The organism is Ruegeria sp. AL7 (assembly GCF_056536105.1).
Map to the genome: position 1 here is coordinate 2830860 of NZ_JBQFJF010000001.1, position 22534 is coordinate 2853393.

General features: G+C 57.3%; 29 protein-coding genes. 16 read left to right on the forward strand and 13 right to left on the reverse strand.

Features of this window, described 5'->3' with window-relative positions; all coding sequences use genetic code 11:
- Position 1: 1 nt before the first annotated feature.
- From flgK to ACR3E2_RS14205, 4 genes are all read right to left on the reverse strand, one after another.
- On the reverse strand, positions 2-1453 hold the full coding sequence (gene flgK / locus ACR3E2_RS14190) for a flagellar hook-associated protein FlgK (protein WP_480483907.1): 1452 nt from the start codon (positions 1451-1453) through the stop codon (positions 2-4).
- 33 nt (positions 1454-1486) lie between these two features.
- Positions 1487-2782: a flagellar hook protein FlgE gene (locus ACR3E2_RS14195; protein ID WP_267366907.1), complete on the reverse strand. Its 1296-nt coding sequence runs from the start codon at positions 2780-2782 to the stop codon at positions 1487-1489.
- A gap of 91 nt (positions 2783-2873) precedes the next feature.
- Positions 2874-3713, reverse strand: a complete 840-nt coding sequence (locus tag ACR3E2_RS14200; RefSeq protein ID WP_480483908.1) for a flagellar motor protein MotB — start codon at positions 3711-3713, stop codon at positions 2874-2876.
- A gap of 88 nt (positions 3714-3801) precedes the next feature.
- Complete coding sequence (locus ACR3E2_RS14205) at positions 3802-5139, reverse strand: FliI/YscN family ATPase (protein ID WP_480483909.1); 1338 nt, start codon at positions 5137-5139, stop codon at positions 3802-3804.
- Between the two features lie 87 nt (positions 5140-5226).
- Here ACR3E2_RS14205 and ACR3E2_RS14210 point away from each other — a divergent pair, with 87 nt between their 5' ends.
- From ACR3E2_RS14210 to ACR3E2_RS14250, 9 genes are read left to right on the forward strand one after another with little or no spacing between them, the layout of a single operon-like run.
- Complete coding sequence (locus tag ACR3E2_RS14210; RefSeq protein WP_480483910.1) at positions 5227-5613, forward strand: FlgB family protein; 387 nt, start codon at positions 5227-5229, stop codon at positions 5611-5613.
- A 12-nt stretch (positions 5614-5625) separates the two neighbouring features.
- A complete protein-coding gene (gene flgC / locus ACR3E2_RS14215; protein ID WP_480483911.1) occupies positions 5626-6012 on the forward strand; it encodes a flagellar basal body rod protein FlgC in 387 nt (128 codons plus the stop codon).
- A gap of 11 nt (positions 6013-6023) precedes the next feature.
- A complete protein-coding gene (gene fliE, locus ACR3E2_RS14220; protein ID WP_480483912.1) occupies positions 6024-6314 on the forward strand; it encodes a flagellar hook-basal body complex protein FliE in 291 nt (96 codons plus the stop codon).
- 4 nt (positions 6315-6318) lie between these two features.
- Complete coding sequence (locus ACR3E2_RS14225; protein ID WP_480483913.1) at positions 6319-6591, forward strand: flagellar biosynthetic protein FliQ; 273 nt, start codon at positions 6319-6321, stop codon at positions 6589-6591.
- A complete protein-coding gene (locus tag ACR3E2_RS14230) occupies positions 6591-7301 on the forward strand; it encodes a flagellar hook-basal body complex protein (RefSeq protein ID WP_480483914.1) in 711 nt (236 codons plus the stop codon). Before ACR3E2_RS14225 ends, ACR3E2_RS14230 begins: the two co-directional genes overlap by 1 nt.
- Before the next feature lie 21 nt (positions 7302-7322).
- Positions 7323-8108: a flagellar basal-body rod protein FlgG gene (gene flgG / locus ACR3E2_RS14235; RefSeq protein ID WP_480483915.1), complete on the forward strand. Its 786-nt coding sequence runs from the start codon at positions 7323-7325 to the stop codon at positions 8106-8108.
- Positions 8108-8524 carry a flagellar basal body P-ring formation chaperone FlgA gene (flgA, locus tag ACR3E2_RS14240; RefSeq protein ID WP_480483964.1) on the forward strand — a complete coding sequence of 139 codons (417 nt, stop codon included), beginning with the start codon at positions 8108-8110 and terminating at the stop codon, positions 8522-8524. Before flgG ends, flgA begins: the two co-directional genes overlap by 1 nt.
- Complete coding sequence (gene flgH, locus ACR3E2_RS14245) at positions 8524-9255, forward strand: flagellar basal body L-ring protein FlgH (protein WP_480483916.1); 732 nt, start codon at positions 8524-8526, stop codon at positions 9253-9255. The genes flgA and flgH overlap by 1 nt, the downstream gene beginning before the upstream one ends.
- Positions 9256-9264: 9 nt before the next feature.
- Entirely contained in the window at positions 9265-9765 is a 501-nt protein-coding gene (locus tag ACR3E2_RS14250; RefSeq protein ID WP_480483917.1) for a flagellar basal body-associated protein FliL, read from the forward strand.
- A 34-nt stretch (positions 9766-9799) separates the two neighbouring features.
- Here ACR3E2_RS14250 and ACR3E2_RS14255 read toward each other — a convergent pair whose 3' ends face one another.
- The 8 genes from ACR3E2_RS14255 to ACR3E2_RS14290 form a co-directional block, all read right to left on the reverse strand.
- The gene (locus ACR3E2_RS14255) at positions 9800-10183 is read right to left on the reverse strand and encodes a hypothetical protein (RefSeq protein ID WP_480483918.1); all 384 of its coding nucleotides are present in this window, start codon (positions 10181-10183) and stop codon (positions 9800-9802) included.
- Positions 10180-11268, reverse strand: a complete 1089-nt coding sequence (locus ACR3E2_RS14260) for an EscU/YscU/HrcU family type III secretion system export apparatus switch protein (protein WP_480483919.1) — start codon at positions 11266-11268, stop codon at positions 10180-10182. The genes ACR3E2_RS14255 and ACR3E2_RS14260 overlap by 4 nt, the downstream gene beginning before the upstream one ends.
- Positions 11265-12038 carry a flagellar biosynthetic protein FliR gene (locus ACR3E2_RS14265; protein ID WP_480483920.1) on the reverse strand — a complete coding sequence of 258 codons (774 nt, stop codon included), beginning with the start codon at positions 12036-12038 and terminating at the stop codon, positions 11265-11267. Before ACR3E2_RS14265 ends, ACR3E2_RS14260 begins: the two co-directional genes overlap by 4 nt.
- Positions 12035-14062, reverse strand: coding sequence for a flagellar biosynthesis protein FlhA (flhA, locus tag ACR3E2_RS14270; protein ID WP_480483965.1), 2028 nt, complete (start codon positions 14060-14062; stop codon positions 12035-12037). The genes ACR3E2_RS14265 and flhA overlap by 4 nt, the downstream gene beginning before the upstream one ends.
- A 69-nt stretch (positions 14063-14131) precedes the next feature.
- A complete protein-coding gene (locus ACR3E2_RS14275) occupies positions 14132-14830 on the reverse strand; it encodes a transglycosylase SLT domain-containing protein (protein WP_480483921.1) in 699 nt (232 codons plus the stop codon).
- A gap of 72 nt (positions 14831-14902) precedes the next feature.
- Positions 14903-15331: an Lrp/AsnC family transcriptional regulator gene (locus tag ACR3E2_RS14280; protein WP_480474766.1), complete on the reverse strand. Its 429-nt coding sequence runs from the start codon at positions 15329-15331 to the stop codon at positions 14903-14905.
- A gap of 52 nt (positions 15332-15383) precedes the next feature.
- The gene (locus ACR3E2_RS14285) at positions 15384-16703 is read right to left on the reverse strand and encodes an MFS transporter (RefSeq protein ID WP_480483922.1); all 1320 of its coding nucleotides are present in this window, start codon (positions 16701-16703) and stop codon (positions 15384-15386) included.
- Between the two features lie 3 nt (positions 16704-16706).
- Positions 16707-16964 (reverse strand): metal-sensing transcriptional repressor, encoded by a 258-nt coding sequence (locus ACR3E2_RS14290; RefSeq protein ID WP_480474768.1) that lies wholly within the window; start codon positions 16962-16964, stop codon positions 16707-16709.
- Positions 16965-17097: 133 nt separating this feature from the next.
- Here ACR3E2_RS14290 and ACR3E2_RS14295 point away from each other — a divergent pair, with 133 nt between their 5' ends.
- From ACR3E2_RS14295 to ACR3E2_RS14325, 7 genes are all read left to right on the forward strand, one after another.
- Complete coding sequence (locus ACR3E2_RS14295; RefSeq protein WP_480483923.1) at positions 17098-17712, forward strand: ribonuclease D; 615 nt, start codon at positions 17098-17100, stop codon at positions 17710-17712.
- Positions 17709-18677 (forward strand): KpsF/GutQ family sugar-phosphate isomerase, encoded by a 969-nt coding sequence (locus tag ACR3E2_RS14300; RefSeq protein ID WP_480483924.1) that lies wholly within the window; start codon positions 17709-17711, stop codon positions 18675-18677. The genes ACR3E2_RS14295 and ACR3E2_RS14300 overlap by 4 nt, the downstream gene beginning before the upstream one ends.
- Before the next feature lie 11 nt (positions 18678-18688).
- Positions 18689-19288, forward strand: a complete 600-nt coding sequence (lptC, locus tag ACR3E2_RS14305) for an LPS export ABC transporter periplasmic protein LptC (RefSeq protein WP_267363092.1) — start codon at positions 18689-18691, stop codon at positions 19286-19288.
- A gap of 3 nt (positions 19289-19291) precedes the next feature.
- Positions 19292-19783: an LptA/OstA family protein gene (locus ACR3E2_RS14310; protein ID WP_480483925.1), complete on the forward strand. Its 492-nt coding sequence runs from the start codon at positions 19292-19294 to the stop codon at positions 19781-19783.
- Positions 19783-20541: an LPS export ABC transporter ATP-binding protein gene (gene lptB / locus ACR3E2_RS14315; protein ID WP_480474775.1), complete on the forward strand. Its 759-nt coding sequence runs from the start codon at positions 19783-19785 to the stop codon at positions 20539-20541. The genes ACR3E2_RS14310 and lptB overlap by 1 nt, the downstream gene beginning before the upstream one ends.
- Before the next feature lie 252 nt (positions 20542-20793).
- Positions 20794-21357 carry a ribosome hibernation-promoting factor, HPF/YfiA family gene (gene hpf, locus ACR3E2_RS14320; protein ID WP_480483926.1) on the forward strand — a complete coding sequence of 188 codons (564 nt, stop codon included), beginning with the start codon at positions 20794-20796 and terminating at the stop codon, positions 21355-21357.
- 57 nt (positions 21358-21414) lie between these two features.
- Positions 21415-21879 carry a PTS sugar transporter subunit IIA gene (locus tag ACR3E2_RS14325; protein ID WP_267363095.1) on the forward strand — a complete coding sequence of 155 codons (465 nt, stop codon included), beginning with the start codon at positions 21415-21417 and terminating at the stop codon, positions 21877-21879.
- A 54-nt stretch (positions 21880-21933) separates the two neighbouring features.
- On the opposite strand, the gene dalA is transcribed toward ACR3E2_RS14325, so the two are convergent.
- The gene (dalA, locus tag ACR3E2_RS14330) at positions 21934-22449 is read right to left on the reverse strand and encodes a divisome-associated lipoprotein DalA (protein WP_267363096.1); all 516 of its coding nucleotides are present in this window, start codon (positions 22447-22449) and stop codon (positions 21934-21936) included.
- Positions 22450-22534 lie beyond the last annotated feature (85 nt).

Here is a 22534-nt window from a genome sequence, read left to right on the forward strand (position 1 = left end):
CTCATAACCTCAGAAGCGTTTCCATAAGCTCATCGACGACCGAAATGACACGCGCGTTTGCTGCGTATGTCTGTTCGATCTGCATGAGGCGCTGTAATTCCTGATCCGTATCGACGCCTTGTTCGGCCTCAATCTGTGACATTTGTTGTTGGCTGTTGCTGGCAAAAACCTTCCGCTGCTCTGCAGCGTGGGATTGCGCCCCGGCTTTCGACATAAGCGCCTCGGTCAACTCGGCGGCGCGCATGTTTCCAGTGCCAAACAGCCCGCCAGGTACGGTGCGCGCATCATTCAGAATGGCACCGAAAGCACGCAGTTGCGACGCTTGTCCGGGATCGCCCGGCGTTGCGGCACCCAGCCCGGCGCGGAGCTTCCAGCTGTTCCCGCCGTTGTCGGGGTCCGCAACCGAATTCATCGAAATGCGCGATGACAGCCCGACAAAGGTTGTCGGGTCGAACCGATTTCCGTTGTCTGTGAACAGACCGGGATCTGTCGCAAGTGCCGTGGGATCCAAGCCCGGCGTTTCAAATCGTTCGATAAGATCGCGGGCAACGGTATCAAGCTGCAGCTGCGCCTCAACCGCCAATTCATCGCGAATTGAAAACTGGGCCATCAACGCGCCGCCACGGATTTGCGCAGTGTCCCCGCTGGTGCGTACCGGGTTGCCGTTCATAGCCAATCCGGACAGGAGACCATTTGCAACCGTCATGTGGGGTTTCGTCTCACCGGTCGTGGAAAAGGTGAACTCGGACGCCTTACCTTCAAGAAGTATCAACCCGCCGTCTGAATAGAGCGATACCTGATCGTTGGCACGTGGCACAACGTTGACCGGGATCAAAGTATTGACCTGATCGATCAGGACTTGCCGTTGATCCAGCAAGGCCCCGATATCGCCGCCGGAATTTTGAATGGCCGGAATCTTTGCGTTCAGAACTTCGATGTCTTTCAGAACCAGGTTCAGGCTTTCGATCTGATCGCCTATCTTGCGGTCCGCGTCCGAGCGTGCCTGTCGCACACCCTCAGAAGCCGCGTTAAGCTCTGCCGTAAGGTCGCGCGCCGCGCGCGCCACTTGATCAAGTCTTTCGATCGAGTCGGGTAGACTGGCTGCGGTGATGAAGCTGTTTTCCAAGGCAGACATACGGCTGGCAAGGGATGGCGTGCTGTCTGCTGTTCCTACAAGGTTTTCGAACCGTGAGCGGAAATCCGAAATGGAGGATTGAAAGGCAAGCTCGGCGTCTGACGACCGTCTGTTGGCCGTCAGAACCGGGTCCTGATGCCGGATTACCCCAACCGCACGCACGCCATTGCCAGATATGGGACTTGTCGCCAGTTCAAGGGACCTGCGCGCATAGCCCGGTGTCAGGGCATTCGCGATATTCCCCGAGACCACAGCCGCCCCGCGACTGGCCGCTGTCAGCCCACCCAATGCGTTATTGAGTGCCGTCGACATATTCATGAGGCCGCTCCTTTCCTTTGGTCAGCGCCTGGATCAGCGCTTCAAGTTGGTCGTTTCCTGAAGCATCTCGTCCACCGTCTGGATCACCGTGGCACTGGATGAATAGGCGCGTTGTGTCTGGATCAGAGATGTCAGCTCGGTTGCCACATCCGTGGTGGATTCTTCGCGTGCGAAGGAAACGATATCACCGGTTGGGCCTTCGCCCGCGTTCCACAGAAAGAACGTGCCGCTTTCGCGGGAAGGCGCGTAGGTTTGACTGTCCAGCGCTGTCAGGCCGTTGGGATTGGGAACATCGGCCAGCGGGATCTGGAACATTCGGCGGCTGACACCGGTATCGTAGAATGCATAGACATAGCCACTTTCATCGACCTGAACGCTGGTCATCGTACCAACGGCAGATCCATCGCGCGTGATTGAAACCGGAGCAAATGTATCGGATAGCTGAGTAATGCCATCGGAATCGCCGATCAGTCCGATATTGACCTCCATCGGGCCGCCAGCGACATTGACCATGACACTGCCGGTTACTGGATCGTAAGCGCCACCGGATACAGGAGTGACGCTGGCCAGCGTACCACCAGCCGTTCGATTATCGGTAAAGGTCAAAGTGTACTCCCCGATAATCGCGCCACCGGATGCTGAATCGCGCAGAACCATGGTCCATTCATTGCTGCTGCCAGTTGCGGGAACGGTCGGGATCAGCTGAATATCAATACTTTCGGATTTCCCGAGATTGTCGAAATACTCGACCGATAAAGGCTGTGTGTCGCCCGGCGCACCCGCATCTGTTGCCGTTGCGGGAAGGTTCATACGCAGGTTCATCTTTGTTGTCGGGGCACCGGACAACTGGTTGACGCTCAACTGAATTGGTTCAAGCGCGGCGGGCGTGTCGCGTGGAACGGGCGGGATGGACCCGTCTGCCGCAGCACGCCATCCCAAAAGAACAAGGCCGGATTCGGTCACCAGATATCCTTCGTCGTTAGTCCGGAAGGAACCTGTGGTCGTCAGCAACATCTCGTTCGAATTTGCGCCGACCTGCGAGCTGGATCGTACCGGCAACATGCCGCGTCCGCGCACTGCAAGATCGGTAGAGTTGCTGGTGGTCACCAGTGATCCGCGCTGATCAATCATGCGCTGGCTGGTCGTGCGCACGCCCCCTGCCGAGTAACTGCCACCCTGGCCAGACGTGACCATCGAATGAAAGTCAGTTTCCACTCGTTTGTATCCGTAGGTCGAAGAGTTTGCGATGTTGTCGGAAATCGTTGCCAACCTGTTGGCGTTGGCCTTCAACGCCGCCACACCGGCATTCAGCGAAGAGGAAATTGTCATTGGCGCGCCCTTCTGTTGCGTCAAGCTTCGATGCAACAGGTAACGCGCTGCCCCTTAACAGCGCGCTAACAGGTAAAATGCGTTCTATCCTTTAGGGTCGCCGCAGAAATATCACTTCGATTCTGTTGTTCCGAACCGCCATCGGATTGTCGGTGAAGAGTTTTCGGTCAGCATGACCTGTGACGCGATCCATCCGGCTTGCCGCTACGCCTTTGTCCTGTAACAGCTGGCGGACTGATTGCGCCCGGGCAGTGGACAGTTCCCAGGCGGTATTGCGAACCTGCACAACAGGAGATGCGCTGACATGGCCTGTGACAGCAATCGGGTTGGTCACGAGATCCGAAGAACGCGCTATGATCAAAGCAAGCGCCCGCAAGATCCCGGTTGGTTTCCCTGAACCGGGGTCGAACAGTGGCTGGGTGTCCGTATCGAATAGCTCAACAACGAATCCTTCGTCGGTGACACGTGTCACGATATGCCTGAGAAGCTTGTCCGACACCTCGCTTTCACCGGTTCGCCCCAAAAGCTGAGCTTCAAGCGTCGAGAAGTCTTCGGTGTCACCTTTGCCACCACCGATGGCATCCAAACCGGTTGACCCGCGTGCCTGACGGGATTCAGTTGCGTGTTTGGTGCTGGCCCCGGCACCATCCCGCAGCAATGTCTTTTCCGACAACATGCTGTCGCCGCCAAAAGCACCGTCTCCGCCGCCGGATTCGGGGCTCAGGGGGATTGTCGGGGCGAAGTAATCCGCCAACCCTTTGCGTTGCTGTTCAGTTGTCGCGTTCAGCAGCCACATCAACATGAAGAAGGCCATCATGGCCGTGACAAAGTCGGCATATGCAACTTTCCACGCACCGCCGTGGTGACCATCACCACCCGACACACGCTTCTTCTTGATGATGATTGGCGCCGCATTGGTCTGCGCACCCATCTCCACCACCTATATTATCACCCGACTTTTTGCCTAGCAGCGCAGGTCTTAAGGTGGCCTTAATACTTAAAACTGTTTGGAATTCTGCCTAGCGTGGCAAGCTGATCGATGCACGACGCAGTATCAATGACAAGCGGTTAAAGCTGTTTTCGATTCCCTCAGCTTCCGGTTTGGCAAAAAAGGCGTCCAATTCCTCGTGAACGCGAACGGCCTGATCCAGCAGCGGATCAGACCCTTCGGCGTATAGCCCGGCCTTGATCATCACTTCGGACTGCTCGTAACAGCCCACGAGTTTTCGGGTTTCTGTGATCATCTGGTTCTCGGCCTCGGATGCGGCTCCCGGCAGGCACCGCGACACAGATCTGCTGACGTCAATGGCCGGGAAACGCCCCCGTTCGGCGATGTCGCGGCTGAGTACAATGTGCCCGTCCAAAACGCCGCGCAGAATGTCAGCGATGGGTTCATCCATGTCCGAGCCGGCCACCAAAACGCTGAATACCGCGGTAATATCCCCCTGTTCCTGCGTTCCGGGACCTGCGCGTTCGCAAAGACTGGCGATCAGGGGGGTGACAGAGGGTGGATATCCCCGCAAAGACGGGGATTCCCCCATAGAAACAGCGATTTCACGATGCGCCTCGGCGAAGCGGGTCACGGAATCAGCCAGAAAAAGAACGTTCAAACCCAGATCCCGCAGATACTCGGCTGTCGACATGGCCGACCAGGCACACCGCCTGCGCGCCAATGCCGACTGGTCAGAGGTGGCGGCCACCACGATTGTGCGTTTCATGGCTTCGGGGCCAATGGCCTGCGCGACAAATTCATTCACCTCGCGTCCGCGCTCGCCAATCAGAGCGACTACGACGACATCGGCCTGCATGGACCGGGCCAGTGTGGAAAGCAGGGTCGACTTACCGACACCCGACCCGGCAAACAACCCCACCCGCTGCCCGCGTACGACGGGCAACACAGTGTTGAGAACCGACAAGCCGGTGGCCATCCTCTGCCCCAAAGGTTTGCGTGCCACGGCTGGTGGAGGGGCCTGCATGATATCGCGCGTCTGCGATCCGCTCAGCAACGGTTTTCCATCCAAGGGTCTGCCAAAGGGGTCGATTACCCGTCCAAGCCAGTGCAATCCTGGTGCAAAATCTGGTGATGGGTCAAGGTAGACGCGATCCCCCAGGCTCACGCCGTCGGGCGCCGCATTGGGAAGCATTTTGATATGGCCAGCACTGACATGAAGCACCTCGCCCGCAAGATCGGACCCGACGCGCCGCCGCAATGTCAGCAAATCCCCGACCCGGGCATGCGTGTTCAAACCACCGATTTCGATCAGACCCTGTGCGACGCCGGTAACCAGCCCCACGTGACGGACTGCGGTCATCCTGTCGAGTTCGTGTTTCAGAAGTACCGGGTCGAGATCAGACATCGTGGAGTCTCCAACTGAGTTCTGAAAACGGTTTCTAAAGGAATCAGGGTTAAGCCTTGATTGAAATTGATCGAGGGAGAAGCCCCGATGTTCTATGACCTGAACGTCTTTAAGACAGCGTACGCAATGGCAACCCATGCCGGGCAACGGCAAGCGGTCATTGCACGCAACATGGCCAATGCGGATACGCCGGGCTATCAGCCGCGCGATATCGAGGCCTTTCAGAAAGCTTTCGAAACCACCGGGCATGACGTGACCATGGACGCCACGCGGCCGGGCCATCTGCATGGCAGTATCGGTGCGCAAACCTGGGCTGAGGTTGAAGCTGTCCCATCAGGTGATCCCAATGGCAATGGTGTGTCGCTTGAGGAAGAGATGCTTAAATCGGTCGAGGTCAAACGACAGCACGACCGAGCGCTGGCGATCTACAAATCCTCAATGGACATTCTGCGCACCAGTTTGGGTCGCGGATAAGGGGCGGCAGGTATGAGCGATTTTTCCCATTCCCTTGTTGCGTCAGCCAGTGCTTTGCGCGCGCAATCCGCGCGGTTGCGGCATGTGTCCGAAAACATCTCGAACGCGGACACGCCCGGCTATCGACGCAAAACCGTACCGTTTGAAACCGTGCAGAAAAACGGTGGGGACATGGTGCAGGCTGGCCGAGTGACGCTTGACCAGCGTTCGCTGAGCCGCATCTACGACCCCGGTCATCCGTTGGCAGATGAAAGTGGTCACTACCAGGGCTCAAACGTCGATTTGATGATTGAAATCGCGGACGCCCGGGAAGCCCAGCGCAGTTATGAGGCCAACCTAAAGATGTTTGATCAGACGCGGCAGATGTCGTCGTCGCTGATGGAATTGCTCAGAAAATAAGGACTGCCAGAATGGATATCCGATCACTCAACGCCGCGCAGAATTATGCCGGCGCACGCTCTGCCACACAGGCCGATCCCGATCATGGCGGGGCGGCACAAGGATTGAGGGCGACCTTTCAGGACTTTGCAGCCACGCTCAGACACAGCGAACAGATGTCTCAGTCTGCGATGGTCGGTCAGGCTGATCCCCATGCACTGGTTCAGGCGCTGGCCCAGACCGAACTGGCGGTAGAAACCGCAGTGATCGTCCGCAACAAAGTGGTCGAAGCCTATCAGGAAATCCTGAGAATGCCGGTCTGACCCGATGCTCAGCGAAGGGCTTTTTTATGACATCGTTCGTCAGGCGTTGTGGGTTGCGGTCATTACATCCGTCCCGATCCTTGCCGTGGCTCTGGTTTCTGGCCTGATTGTCGGTCTGTTCCAGGCGCTGACCTCGATACAAGAGATGACCCTGACCTTCATTCCCAAATTGATCGCCATTGTCATCGTGTTCTGGATTTCGATGGGGTTCATGACTCAGACCCTTGTTACGTTTTTTACCGGAACGCTTGTTCCCTTGATTGCAGGAGGCCGCTGATGGACACGGCTTACGTCACCCTGTCCCGCCAGTCCGGGCTAATGAATGAAATGCGACTGGTGGCGAATAACATCGCAAATGCCAACACGACCGGATATCGCCAGCAGGGGCTGGTGTTTTCGGAATACGTGCGGGACATTCCGAACAATCCGTCCCTCTCCATGAGCCGGGCCGAGGCGCGCAACACATCGTTGCAACAAGGTGTGCTTACGAAAACCGGAGGGCAGTTTGATTTCGCCATCGAAGGGGACGGGTTTTTCATGGTTGAAACCCCGGATGGCAACCGGCTGACGCGTGCGGGCAGTTTCTCGCCAAATGCCGAAGGCGATCTGGTTGCGATGGATGGTGCGCGTGTTCTGGATGCCAACGGTGCCCCGGTCTTTATCCCGCCCGATGCAGCTTCGATTGATGTCGGCAGTGATGGGACGTTGAGTGTCAACGGCCAGTTTCTGGGCCAGTTGGGCGTTTTCAATGTCGCTGATCCGCAGGAGCTGGTCCGCGAAGGAAATACGCGGTTTCGTGCCAATGGTGCGATAGACCCGGTTGATGAACCCGTTGTTTTGCATCGCTTTCTCGAAGGTTCGAACGTCAACGCTATGCAGCAGGTGACCCGCTTGGTGGAAATCCAGCGCGCCTATGAGCTGGGACAAAGCTTTCTTGACAGCGAAGACGAACGCGTGCGCGGGGCGCTCAAGGCGCTGATGCGCTGAACGGTAAAAGGAGAGTTTGACATGAGAGCCCTGAAAATTGCCGCCACCGGAATGACCGCGCAACAGATGCGGGTCGAAACGATTTCGAACAACCTGGCAAACATGAACACCACCGGCTACAACGCCCGCCGGGCCGAATTTGCCGATTTGCATTATCAACAGATGGCGCGCGCCGGAACCGTAAACGCCTCGGACGGAACAGTATTGCCGACGGGTATTCAACTTGGTCTGGGCGTGCGGCCCGCAGCTGTTACCGTGCAACTGGAACAAGGTGCTTTGTCAGCCACCGGCAGTGATCTGGACGTGGCGATCGAGGGGCGCGGATATCTGGAAGTCACGCTGCCCAGCGGTCAGTCGGCGTATACGCGTGACGGCAGCCTCAAGCGGTCGGCAGAGGGTCTGATTGTAACCTCCGATGGTTATGCGGTTTCGCCGGAACTCACCGTTCCCGACGACGCACGGTCAATTTCGATCAATGCCGCGGGTGAGGTCTATGCTTATTTCGACGACTCTCCCGAGGGGCAGTTGCTGGGTGAGTTTGTCCTTGCCAGCTTTTCGAACGCCAAGGGGCTGGAAGCCATTGGCAGCAATCTGTTCAAGGAGACCGAGGCGTCGGGTGCCCCGGTGCTGGGAACTCCGGGAAGTGATGGGCTGGGCACATTGCGGCAGGGTTATCTGGAAGACAGCTCGGTCGATGCAGTGCGCGAGGTAACCGAACTTATCGAGGCGCAGCGCGGCTATGAGATGAATGCCAAAGTCATCTCGGCTGTGGATCAAATGATGAGCGCGACAACGCAGGTGCGATGATGCGAGGGATCGGCATATGTTTGGCACTACTGGCTCCAATAACAGCACAGGCTGACATTGTGGTTCCAACCCGCACGATCCGGGCCAAGGAAATCATTTCTGCAACTGACTTGAAAACAAGCCCGACGGATGTCTTAGGCGCGGTGACTGACCCTGATTTTCTGATCGGGCAAGAGGCGCGGGTGGCACTGTATCCCGGCAGGCCGGTCCGAGAAGTTGATGTAGGCCCCCCCGCCATCGTTGACCGCAACGATCTGGTCGTCCTGATATTCGACCGCCAAGCCTTGTCGATAACCGCGGAAGGCCGCGCCTTGGGGCGTGGCGCTGCTGGGGATCGCATCCGGGTCATGAACCTGTCGTCCAGAACAACTGTAACCGGCCAAATCCGCGCGGATGGCCAAGTCGAGGTTAAGTAATGACCGGACTGTCGAAAACTCTCCTTCTTATAGCTTTGTCCTTGGCCGCGTGTGGTCGTCTGGATCATCTTGGCAAGCCCCCGAGTTTTACACCAAACGAAGAATCTCCCGAGCAGGTTGCCATGCTGTGGCCGGGTCTGCCCTTGCACACGCAACCACAACGCACCGTTGACCGCTCATCTCTTTGGAGCGGAGGGCAGCAATCCTTGCTGGGCGACCAGCGGGCGATCAAGAAAGGTGACATACTAACAGTTGTCATCGAGCTGGATGAAAAAGCTGAGATATCAAACAACACCAGACGGTCCAGATCAGGCTCGGAAAACCTTGAGGTTCCTGGCCTCTTTGGTTTGCCCCAGCGCGTGCAAAAACACTTACCTGACGGGGCATCGCTGGATGAAGCCGTGTCCATCGAAGCGGATTCCACAAGTTCCGGGCGGGGATCTGTGAGGCGAAACGAGAAACTAACCCTGCGTGTCGCCGCGACGGTTCTGGATGTTCTGCCGAACGGGGTTCTTTCGATTTCCGGCTCGCAGGAGTTGCGGGTCAACTTTGAGCTGCGCGAGCTTTTGGTGGCCGGGTATGTCCGCCCTCAGGATATCTCGCGACAAAACGAAGTCACCTACGACAAGATCGCCTCGGCGCGGGTGTCTTATGGTGGAAGAGGTCAGATTACAGATGTCCAGCAACCCCGATACGGCCAGCAAGTTCTTGATTCACTCTTGCCATTCTGAGGTGCGACCGTGATTGCAAAACTGGTTCCAGTCGTTCTCCTGATTGTCGGCCTGGGTGCGGGTGTCGGTGCCGGGCTGTTTCTGTCACCTTCGGGCAAGCCCGACAAAACAGCCGCCGAAAAAGAAGTGGCAAAAGAAGAGAAGGCCGGTCACGAGAAGTCTGAAAAGTCCAAGGAAAAAAAGCCAGCCTATGGGTATCTAAAGTTGACCAAGCATTTTGTCGTTCCGGTGGTTGGGGATGACGAAATCGAAGCGATGGTCACTTTGTCCCTCAGCCTTGAGGCGAACACAGCAATTGAAGAAACTTTTTATTCCATTGAGCCCAAGTTGCGGGATGGCTTTCTTCAGGTTCTGTTTGATCACGCAAACACCGGGGGATTTGATGGGACGTTCACAGAATCCCGGAATCTGGATGTCTTGCGTAAGTCCTTGTTGGAAGTGGCGAAAAAAGAGCTGGGTGAAGATGTTTCAAAAGTGCTGATCATGAGCGTGAACCGTCAAGATACCTGACGAAGGTCGCTTCACGGTACGGATCCGGTCAGCATTAACGGGTTTGCTTTCGGGCAACGGCCTGCCGATGGCTTTTCAGCTGCTGCTCCCGCAGGGTTGCGACGGCTTGTTTGCGGCCAAATGCAATTCTGAGCGCCTCCAGACCGGCCAGTTTCTGAGCGCGCGTTTGGGCAAGTCGCATGTTCAACGCGCGGCGCGTGGCAGATTCCCAGCCATTCCAAAGAATGTCGGCCCCCGATATCTGATATCCTTCTGTCCAACCGCTGGCTTTGCGCACCTGGTCAAGCTGATGATCCAGTTTCGCCAATTGGTTCTGAATTCTGGCCTCGGCCTCGAGGATTGGGCGGAGTGTCTGAAATTGCTTCTGGAAAGCGACGTCGGCTATTTTGTCCAGCCCGCTTAACTGAGTGTCCTTCATCGGATCTGCTCCTTTGCACGTTTCCGCATCGCTTCGGCGAACCTGATTGCAGCGGCAACGGGGCGAAAATGTTCTTCGGAGATCTCCTGCCCGATGTCGACAGTTGCGTGAAGCGCACGCGCCGTCGGAGGATCCGAGCGGATCGGAACGCCGGCCTGAGCCGCAGCAGAACGGATGGAAGCGGCTACTGCATCCACACCTTTGGCAACACAAACAGGTGCGCTGCCAGTAGCCCTGGTCCATTTCAGTGCAACAGCAAAATGGGTGGGGTTTACGATAACAACATCCGCGCCCGGAACATCTGCCATCATCTGGCTCGAGGCGATCTCCTGTGCACGTTGACGGCGGTGTTGCTTTACATACGGGTCGCCTTCGGCGTCCTTAGTTTCATCCTGGATCTCTTTGCGCGACATGCGGTTCTTGCGCATGTGCTCGGCGTATTGCCACAGAAAGTCGATAACGCCGATGCCGAGTGCGATGGCAACCACAATGAACAGGAAGCGAAACAACAGGTTCATCATCAGCAGTATGGATGACTTTGCCGGGGCCGCGCTGGCAGACAGAATTTCGGCCAGATTCGACTTGATGAAAAGTGCGAGGCACAGGCTGTAAATCGCCAGTTTGGTTGCACTCTTGGCGAACTCGAACAAGCCACCGCGCCCGAACTTGTTTTTGGCATTCGAAACAAAGGAAATCCGCGAAAGCTTTGGTTTCAGTTTGCTGGGGGCGAACACCAGCGTGCGTTGGGCAATCAGGTTTAGCAGAACGGCCACCGCGGGCAGGCAGAAAAGCACGGCAATGGGTGGTAACGCGCCACTCAGAATTCCGGCAACCGTCGCTGTCGCAGGTCCCATGTTCAGAAGGTTCGCGATCTGGTCGGATTGGTCGATCAGGACCATGAACAGAGTTCCCAATTGCGCGACCGCGTACTGCCCTGCCGCCAACAATGCGATCAGCAGTCCGGTATATGCCGCAACAACCGACAAGTCGTTGGACTTGGGAACTTCACCCTTTTCACGGGCTTTTTGGAGCTTTTGCGGCGTCGGCTCGTATGACTTGTCGCTGTCGTCATCGGCACCGCTCATCGCTGGCCTCCGATCGGGTTCATGAAGAAGGCAATCAGCGCGTCAGACCAAACAGAGAGGATCAATGGTGCGCCCGTAAACAGCAGAAACAGCCCGGCAAACGTTATTGCTGGCGCGCCCACGAAGGCGACCATCAATTGCGGCATGGCCCGGTTGATAACCCCAAGTGCAAGATTGTAGATCAACGAGGCGATGACGAATGGCGTTGCCAGCGAGAAGGCCAACCCAAAGCTGCGTGAGATTTGTCGCACTCCCCAATGGGACAAATCTGCCGAGCTTGGCACCAACCCCATGGGGAATAGGGCATAACTCTGGATCAGGAATTGCGCGGCCCGTACGTGCAAGCCCATGATGACGGCAAGCGTTAGCCCCGCGATCGTTAGCAGGTATCCCATTGCCGGAACAGGATCAGTGGCCGCCGCACCCAGCAATTGCGACAATGACGTGGATTGCGCGGCAATGGATCCGGCGGTTTGCAGCGCCAAAACAAACAGCCGCAGCCCGGTTCCAAGCGCCAGCCCAATCAGGATTTCTGTCCCAACCAACCGCCCCAGCGTCCACAGGTTGAGAGACAGGTCCAAAGGTTGGGTTGCCGGAAAAATGATCAGGGTAAAGGCGACGGATATCCCCAGTTTCATCCGTGTTGGAATGCTGCGCTCGCCGAAAGCAGGCAGCAGCGAAACCAAAGCAGAGACGCGCAGAAAAACCGCGAAGGCCTGCCAGAGCGGTTCGACCAGCTGCGTCAACAATTCTGGCGGCAGAGCGATCACGCGGGAACAGTTCCTACCAGCGCGGGTTTGGCTTCCAACCCGATTTCCTCAAAAGAAAGGACCGGGTTTGGAACACCGCGCGCATGCATGATCGTACGCAACAACCGGCGTCGCCGGGTCGAGGTCACGACAGCAGGAAACAAACCGTTATCAGCAGATCTGGCGATACAGCTGACCATGCCGTCGGCCAGCTTGTTAAACAGGTTCGGCGGTAGCGCGACATCCAGTCCGGCGCTGGGCGCGTCGACCTGATAGGTGGTGAACGTTTCCTCCCACTCGGGGGCCAGTTGGATCAGCGGGATCGAGCCATCCTCACGCTTCATATCGGCGACCAGTTGAAATCCGAGACGCTGGCGTACCAATTCGCAGATGCCTTCAGGCTGGGTGGTTGTCAGCCGTGCTTCGGCAACGCTTTCAAGGATCAGGGCCATGTTCCGGATCGAAACCCGTTCCTCCAGAAGCAGTCGCAGAACGGCGTGCAATGTGTCCATTGGCACTTTGTCGGGGATCAATTCATCCAGCAACTTGCGGTTTGCCTCAGCCCGAACTGGGTCGCTCAGGCGGGTCATTTCGGTCAGCAGGCGGCGCAGGGATTTCAACGTCAGCAAGCGCGAGAAGTTCTGCTTGATAATCTCTAGCAGATGCGTGGCCAGGATCTCGGGCGGTGAGACGATAGTGGCCCCGTTCAGCGCTGCGTCCTCCTGATGTTTGGGCAGGATCCAGCGGGCAGGCGCGCCGTAAACCGGCTCGGTCACGTCATTGCCTTCGGGCAACAGATCGAACCCGTCCTGAACCAGAGCCAGAACCAGATCGGGGTTCAGAACGCCGCGCGCCTGTTCGACCCCCTGAACCTTGATCACATAGGTTCCGGTTGGCAGGTCGGCTCGATCAGTCAGGCGAATTTCGGGCAGGATCAATCCGAAGGTAGACGCCACGTAGTTGCGCATATTGGCGATGCGGGCATCCAACCCGGTTCCGGGATTCAAAACCAAGCTTACCAGATCGGGTGCGAATTCAAGGTGCACGTCATCCAAGTCCAGAATATCACCAATAGCCTGCGAGACCGACACCTCGGTTTCGGTCGCCTGCGAATGCAATGACGGGTCTGTTTCTTTCTGCTTTTTCCGAACTCTGTAGGCCGCATAACCAAGTACAGCTGCACCGAGGATGAACGGCAGGAAAGGCAGGCCGGGCACCAGCGCAAACAGAACCATAAGAACCGCCACGGTAGACAGCGCAGCCGGATGCCGCCCGAGTTGGGAGAAAATGGCATTGTCGGTGGCACCCTGTGTTCCGCCGCGCGCCAGCAGCAATGCAGAGGCAATCGAGATGATAACCGCAGGGATTTGCGAGACCAGACCATCACCGACGGTCAGGATTGCATAAGTCTCGAACGCGAAAGCCACCGGCATTCCGTGCACGATCACCCCCATGACCAAACCCATAACAAGGTTCAAAAGAGTGATCAGAAGGCCGGCAACGGCATCACCTTTGACAAATTTCGACGCACCGTCGAGCGAGCCGAAGAATGTCGTTTCCTGCTGTTCGCGTTCTCGCCGTTCCTTGGCTTGCTGATGGTCGATGGCCCCGGCTGACATGTCGCTGTCGATGGCAAGCTGCTTGCCCGGCATCCCGTCCAAGGCAAAGCGCGCGCCGACCTCGGCCATACGGGCGGCCCCTTTGGTGATGACCATGAAATTCACGATCAGCAGTACGCCGAAAACCACAAGACCCAGAAAGATGCTGCCGCCCATGACGAAATTGGCGAACCCTTCAATCACGTCACCAGCTGCGTTGGGTCCAGTATGCCCCTGACCGATGATCAGTTTGGTCGACGAGACGTTCAGCGACAGGCGCAGCATCAGCGATGCCAGCAGGATCGTTGGGAAGGACGAGAAATCCAGCGGACGTTCGATGAACAGCGTCAGAGTGAAAATCAGGATGGCCAGCGCGAAAGAGGCGGCTAGCCCCACATCCAGCACCCAGGCAGGCATGGGCAGGATCATCATGACGATGACGGTCATCAGCGCCAGCGCCAGCAGGACAGTGGGTGAAAACAGGGACCGGATGTCAAACTGGGGCACGAAGGTTTCCTAATTGAAAGGGATGAAGGCAGTAACTGTGTCGTTGGTCGGCACCAGAGAGCCCAGGGCAGTGGTGGCGGGTGCGGCCACTAGCATCGGAATCAAGGGCGTTCCGGCCCTTGTGAACGGATCGGGTGACTTGCCAGAAAACCCGTGCGAGGGCGGGTTGTCCAATTGAGCCATCACTGTCTGGAACCGACCACGATAAGCTTCGGCCAGAGCATTCGTTCGGGAATGATACGCCCCGGCCGCAGCCGGCCACGAACCAAGCTCGAAATAAAGGTCTTTCAGGAAGCGGGCGGCGTAGGTTGCGTTCGCATCCGGATCAAACATCGCATCGATCGAGCGGAAGGCCTTGCCATGCCAGCGATAATTGACCTGGAAACACCCGACGTCAAAGCTGCGAGAGCCTGCTTTGAAAATTTTGAAAACATAGGCCTTGGCCTCGGCCTCGGACTTGAACCAATACCCCTGACCTTCGGCATTTATGGCCCAAGGCCAGGGCTGCAACTGCCCGTCTATCTGTCGGCCGGTTTCGACGCGAGTTATGGCGCGCAGCACGTCCAGCGGAACATCTTCGGACAGTGCCGCACGGTGCGCGGCCTGATCACAAAGCCCGCCTGTCGGTGCTGCGTGCGTAGCAGAACCCGCCTGCGCCAACAGCACAAGCAGTATCATGAAAGCAATCGGTATTCTGCGAATTGGCATTCTGCCGGTCCGGGATTCTGGTGTTCCCGGCCAAGCTAGCCGCCGATCGGTTTACAGAGGGTTATCGCAGCCTCAGTTTCGGTCGATCCTGCGCCCGAAAACAACGCTTGTATTGGTGCGCAGGACGCCGGGGATCTTCGCCAGATCGTCCACCAGAATGTCCAGATCCTCCAGCCTCGGGGCATCTGCGGTCAGCATCAGATCGAATTCGCCGTTGATCGACAGGCACAGTTTGACCTCGGGATAGGCCTCGAGCCGTTTAAGGATCCGGTTGGTTTCCTTCTGCTGCACTTCCAGCATGACGATGACCTGCACTTTGGGCGTGTCTTCTGTGGACCCAAGGCGCACGGTGTATCCCGTGATTACGCCGCGATGCTCCAGCCGACTGATCCGTTCATGCACAGTTGTGCGGGCCACACCCAGCGAGGCCGCGATCTGCGTGGTCGAGGCACGCGCATTGGCTTGCAGGGCGGCGATGATACGGCGGTCTAGCTGGTCCATTGGGGCTCCGGTTTGCGGTAAGTCCGGGTTTAGATCAGATTGACGCCCTTTCTCAAGGCTCACGCGGTATGCGTGGGTGCAGGTCGTCGATTATGATCGGGTGCGCGTGCGGGCCCGCCCCGGCCAGATGCGGATGATCGGCTGGCAGATCGGGGTGAGTGTGAACAACCGGTTCCTGATCGTCACGCGGCCAAAGGCTGACTGCCACAATCACGCCTGCCACGGACAGAATGGACATACTGCCGAGCGCAACAGTCGGCCCATAGACGGTCATTATCCATCCAGCCAGCGGATACAGCACCAACCAGCAACCGTGTGACAGAGTAAACTGTGCGGCAAAGACAGCTGGGCGGTCTTCGGGATGGGCCGAACGGGTCAACAAACGACCCGAAGGCGTAAGGGTTGTAGAATACCCAAAGCCAGTAAAAGCCCAAAAAACGGCAAGGACACCCAGCGTAAGCGGGATCGTCGCGGTCAGAACCGAGGCGACGGCCATAGCGCCCGACGCAAGAATGGCTCCGGACAGCATAACCTTGCGATCCTCGATCCGATCCAGCAGTCGGGGCAGAGTAAACGCCGCCAGCATCGACCCGCCGCCAAATCCGGCCAGTGCAATGGCCACGGCGCTTTCTGACAGGCCAAGGGTGGCCCGCACGATGACCACTGTGTTGACGATTACCATCGAACTCAGCGCTGCGGCGCTCCAATTAAGCGCAAGCAGCCCCCTCAGCCGGGGCGTTTTCAGGTAGATGCGAATTCCGCGTGTCGTGCGGTCATAAATCCCGCGTGGTTTGCTGGGCTTGGGCGAGGGCAGGACGACCGAGACCACCAGCAATGCCGAGGCAACAAACCCCAGCGCTGTGCCCCAGAACAGGCTGTTGAAGCTGACCAGCAACAGAAGTGCCGCGGCAAACATCGGGCTCAGCAGGCTTTCCATGTCGTAGGCAAGACGTGACAGTGACAAAGCGCGGGTATACTCGTTTTCGTTCGGCAAGACGTCCGGGATCGTTGCCTGAAAAGCAGGCGTAAAGCCTGCCGAAGCGGATTGTAGCACGAAGATCAGCACATAGATTTGCCAGACCTCGGTCACGAAAGGCAGGCATACAGCGACTGCGGCGCGGATCAGGTCCAGAAGAACCAGCATTTTCCGACGGTCCAGCCGCTCGGCAAATGCAGCGGCCAGGGGGGCCACGGTGACATAGGCCACCATCTTGATCGTTAGCGCGGTGCCCAGCACAAGGCCAGCAGCGTCTCCGGCCAGATCAAAGGCCAGCAGCCCAAGCGCGACTGTGGCCAGCCCGGTTCCGGTCAGGGCGACGATCTGGGCAGCAAACAGGTGGCGGTAGGTCCGGTTTTTTAGAATGCTCAGCATGGTTCAGAGGTATTTCGTAATGGCTTTGAAATCCTCGATCCCGCCGCTATCGCCATCGGAAGACAGGCAATGGTCGATGTGATCATGGATCAAGGCGCGCTTGGCGTTGGTGACCGCTTTTTCAACGGCAAACAGCTGTTGGGCGATGTCAGAACAGGGCGCCTGACCTTCAAGCATGGCAATGACCTTTGCCAGATGCCCGTGGGCCCGTTTCAGCCTTGCCGTGATATGCGGATGCGACTCGCGGGGTAAATTTGTCATGACGTATCCCTATCCCCCCCATGAGGATATTGTCAATCTTGTTGCGGGGATTTGCCCGTGACTTTTGGACGGCGTTGAGTTTATGGACCAAACCGCCTATCTCGGAGGCGATACCGCACAAAGGAATAGTCGGGTGGCGAACCATTTGTACAAAAACGACCTGCCGGACGGGCTGGATCTGGGCCCTGTTGTGGCCATTGACTGTGAAACCATGGGTCTGAACCCACATCGGGACCGCTTGTGCGTGGTTCAGATGTCGGGTGGTGACGGCAACAGCCATATCGTGCAGGTGGAAAAAGGCCAGACTGAGGCGCCGAACCTATGTGCCTTGCTGGAAAACCCTGACATTCTGAAGCTGTTCCATTTCGGGCGCTTCGACATCGCCGCCATGTACCATACATTTGGTGCTCTGGCCGCGCCGGTCTATTGCACCAAGATCGCCAGCCGCCTGGTGCGGACCTATACGGACCGGCATGGGCTCAAGAACCTGTGCCAGGAACTCATCAGTGTCGATATTTCCAAACAGCAACAAATGAGCGACTGGGGCGCAGTCTCACTTACGGACGCTCAATTGGATTATGCTGCGTCTGACGTTCTTTATCTGCATCAGCTGCGCGATGCGCTAAACATTCGGCTGGCTCGCGAGGACCGGACTGAAATGGCGCAGGCCTGTTTTGACTTCCTGCCGATGCGTGCGAAACTGGACCTCGCCGGTTGGCCCGAAACGGATATCTTTGCGCACTCATGACCGATACCGAAGCATTCCTGAAAACCGCCCGTCAGGTGGTGACTGACGAAGCCCGCGCGCTGGACGTACTTGCCGACAGTCTGGACGCGCATTTTGCTGAAGCCGTGCAGCTGATCCTTCAGGCCACCGGGCGCATCATAATCAGCGGCATCGGCAAGTCAGGCCACATAGGTCACAAGATTGCGGCCACGCTGGCCAGCACCGGAACGCCTGCCTATTTCGTGCATCCGGCCGAGGCCAGCCATGGTGATCTTGGCATGGTCTCCAAGGGTGATGTGGTTCTGGCGATTTCGAATTCGGGCGAGGCACCGGAACTTGCCAATCTGCTGGCCTTTACGCGCCGCTTTGGCATTCGGCTGATTGGATTGTCCAGCAAACCTGACAGCACATTGATGAAACAGGCCGACGTACATCTTCTGATCCCGTCGATGGGCGAGGCCTGCGGTTTTGGTATGGTGCCGTCGATCTCCACAACGCTGACCCTTGCCATGGGGGATGCACTGGCGATTGCCCTCATGAAATACCGCGATTTCCGGCCCGAGGATTTCCGTGCCTTCCATCCCGGTGGCAAACTGGGCGCTCGGCTGAGCACAGTACAGGATCTGATGCATGTCGGAGAGGCCCTGCCTCTGGTTGCGGCACATACTCCGATGAGCGATGCGCTGATCGAAATCAGCCAGAAGGGGTTTGGTGTTGCTGGCGTAACAGACCCGCAGGGTCAATTGGCAGGGATCATTACAGACGGTGACTTGCGGCGCCACATGGATGGGCTGCTGAACAAAACGACCGAGCAGGTCATGACCCCCAACCCCACAACCATATCCCCGGGTGCGTTGGCGGAAGAAGCGGTAGCAATCATGAATGACCGTAAGATCACCTCGCTCTTCGTGGTTGACGAGGCGACATCAGGTCAGGCTTTGGGGCTGCTTCACATCCACGATTGCCTGCGCGTCGGTCTGGGCTGAGGGAGGCTGAAGTGGACAGATATTCCCGCATGGTGCAGTTCCTGAAGGTGCTGTTGCCGCTTGCGGCTATTGTGATGTTGTCCACGGTATTCCTGCTGTCCCGCAGCATCGAAACAAACGTTTCCGTGCCTTTCGCGCAGAAAGACATTGATGAGAGACTGGCACAACAGGTGGTAACGCGGCCGGATTACCGCGGAACGACCCGCAAGGGAGAGACCGTGCATATCGAGGCGGTGCAAGCGACGCAGGGCACCGAGGCGTCGGTTCCGACCGCGTCCGAGTTTCGCGGCCGATTTGGGCTGCTCAATGGCGGCACAATTACGCTGGATTCGAATTCCGGCCTGATCCGTCCGGATAGTGGAACAGCTACCTTTGTTGGTGACGTGGTCATCACCACGGCGGATGGGCTCAAGGTTACGACGGATCTGCTCAATACCTCGTTGGACGAAGTCCGGGGCGATACGCCGGGGCAGGTGAACGGAACCGGTCCGATCGGTAACTTTTCCGCGGGGCGTATGACCTTTGGCACTGAAAAAACGGACGGGCCGGTCCATATTGTTTTTACAGATGGTGTGAAGCTGGTATACGAGCCTGAAAAAGCAGAAAGATAACTTGTGTTCGATTTTCGATTTGTTCCTTTGTGCCTCGCCTTGATCGCGGGCGCCGCGCCCGTGACTGCGCAAGAGGCGCAGGTGGCTTTTGGGTCCGCGAATGCCGATCCGAGCCTGCCGGTCGAGGTGACATCGGAAACCCTGAACGTCAATCAAGAGGACGGATCGGCCGAGTTCATCGGGAATGTCATCGTCGTACAGGGTGAAATGCGCCTGACAGCCGAACGCGTGCTGGTTATCTACAATCAGGAACGCTCGGCGATCGAGCGAATGGAGGCGACCGAGAATGTGGTTCTGGTCAGCCCGCCGGATGCAGCGGAAGGCGACTGGGCTGAATACAAGATCGGCTCGGGTGAGATTGTCATGAAGGGCAATGTCCTGCTGACACAGGGCCCCAGCATCATCAGTGGCGATCAGATGAACGCCAACCTGACATCGGGCACTGCGACAATGACCGGGCGGGTCAAAACGATCTTGCAGCAGGGAAACAACTGATGGCGCGTCCCGACCTGAAACTGACCGAGGGCAGTTCCGGGCTGCGCATCGAGAAGCTGCGGAAGTCCTACAAAAAAAAGACGGTGATCCGCGATGTTTCGATGACGTTGGGCCGGTCCGAAGTGGTGGCGCTGCTGGGGCCGAACGGGTCTGGTAAAACCACAACGTTCTATTCAGTTGCGGGCCTTGTGTTCCCAGAGGCGGGAAAAGTCACGATAGACGGCCAGAATGTGACTACGTTGCCGATGTACCGGCGGGCACGGATGGGGATCGGCTATTTGCCGCAGGAGATGTCGATCTTTCGCGGCATGAGCGTCGAGGACAACATTGCTGCCGTTCTGGATATCACGGTCTCTCATGCGCATAAGCGCAAAGAGCGTTTGGAAGAGCTGTTGTCTGACTTCTCGATCGAACACTTGCGCCGGGCCCCGGCTCTGGCGTTGTCAGGCGGCGAGCGCCGCCGTGTTGAGATCGCGCGCTGTTTGGCCGCAGACCCCAAATACCTGCTGCTGGATGAACCGTTTGCAGGCGTTGACCCGATCAGTGTTGGGGATATTCGCCATCTGGTCGCGGATTTGAAAAAACGCGGTATTGGTGTGCTGATCACCGATCACAACGTCCGGGAAACGCTGGAAATTGTCGACCGGGCCTATATCCTGCATGACGGTCAGGTTTTGATGTCCGGCACACCTGATGAGGTTGTCGAAAACGAGAATGTGCGCCGCGTCTATCTGGGCGAGAATTTCCGCATTTCATAACCTTACGCGGAGTTGTGCCAATTGCATGGCGGAAATCGCGTATATACACATCTGTTTTGATTGACTCTTCCCTCGTCTCTTGCCTCAATTGGCTTATGGCATTTACCCGGTTCCAGTCTGGATCTCGATGTCCCTTCTTCGAAGGGCTGGAAACAAGGCAACCGCGGAAAATGTCTCTACCCCCCACCCGATAAAAACAAGCTCGCCGCGTTTCGCGGCGTCAGAATGGGTGTGAATTGTGAAGGAGATCACATGCGTTACCAAATCAGCGGAAAACAGATCGACATCGGTGCGGCGTTGCAGACACACGTGCAGACCGAACTGAATGAGGTCGTGGGCAAGTATGCGCAGCGGCCTACGGATGCCAACGTCGTCTTTTCCCGTTCGGCGCATGAATATGTATGCGAAACAACGGTGCACCTGTCCACTGGCCTGACGGCGCAGGCCAAGGCCCATGCAACCGAGATCTACGCGGCATTTGAGGCATGCTGTGATAAAATGGAAAAACAGTTGCGTCGTTACAAGCGCCGCCTGAAGGACCACCACAAGGATCGGGCCGAACCGGTTGAACTCTTTGGGGCGTCCTCTTATATCCTCGCTTCTAATGAATCGGAGTCGGTCGAAGAACCCGAATCGCTTCAGCCAATGATTGTGGCTGAGATGGAAACAAAAATCCCATCTTTGAGCGTTGGAGAGGCCGTTATGCAAATGGAACTTGCCGGTGCGCCAGTACTGGTGTTCAGAAATGAAAACAAGGACGGATTGAATGTCGTTTATCGTCGCGAAGACGGTAATATCGGCTGGATTGATCCGTAACAGGCAAGGATACGGGGCTGCACCCGCTGATGCGGGTGCGTGCCATGGAGCGTGATCATGGAGCTTTCGAGCATACTGAAGCCTGAAGCGGTGCGTGTATTGTCCGCGGCTTCCAGCAAGAAGCGGCTGTTTCAGGAAATCGGTGACGTCGCCGCGGCGACGCTGGGCATCGATCCTCAGGAAGCAGTTGATTTCCTGCTGGAGCGGGAAAGCCTTGGACCGACCGGTGTCGGCCATGGTGTGGCGCTGCCGCATGCGCGCCTGCCCGATCTTGATTCGGTTTCAGGTGTTTTTGTCATGCTTGAGAAGCCCATCGATTTCGGTTCAGTTGATCGCCAGCCTGTGGACATCGCCTTCGCGCTGTTTGCACCGGAAGAGGCGGGTGTTGATCACCTCAAAGCTCTGGCGCTGGTGTCTCGCACATTGCGGGATACTTCGGTTTGCACCAAGCTCCGGGCGAACCCTGATCCGGTAAAGCTCTATGCGATCCTGACTGAGGCGCAGTCTATGCAAGCCGCCTGATTAACAAAAAAAGCCCCCGAAAACCGGGGGCTTTTTTCTTTTCATTTGACCGGATCAACCACCGGTTCCCATTTCCAGCGTCCACCAGATTTTACCACCGCCTTCCTGATGCCAGGCGAATCCCATTTGGGTGGCTTTGGCGTCCATGATGACAGACCTTGGTCCAGGTTCCTGCATCCATGCGGCAAGTGTTTCCGTCTCGGTCTCGTAGGTTTCGGAAATGGCTTCCCCAAGGAACGTTCCGAAATAGCCGACACGCGCTGCCCGGTCGATTGGTGATGAACCGTCTGACCCAAAATGCCAGGGCCGGTTCTGCCGCGACATATCCTTCGAATGTGTCGCTGCCGCTGCGTTCAGCTGCGCGTTCAGCTGTACGGGCTGCAACCCCTGAGCCTGACGCAAAGCATTGACCGAATCAAGCATGCGGAACTGCAGCTTTTCCGGATTGCCGCGGATCTTGTACACGGTCGGCAATGGGCGACCATCAGATCCCAGAGTGGTTGAGCCAGTGTTGGTACATGCCGCAAGTGCGACAAAGCAAATCAACAGTAAAGAAACGATGCGCGTCATGTTCGACCTGATTATTGTATCTCAACAGGGCATAGCGCGCCTGCTTGTTCTGAGCAAACGCGCAATGGCCACAACTTGCGTGATT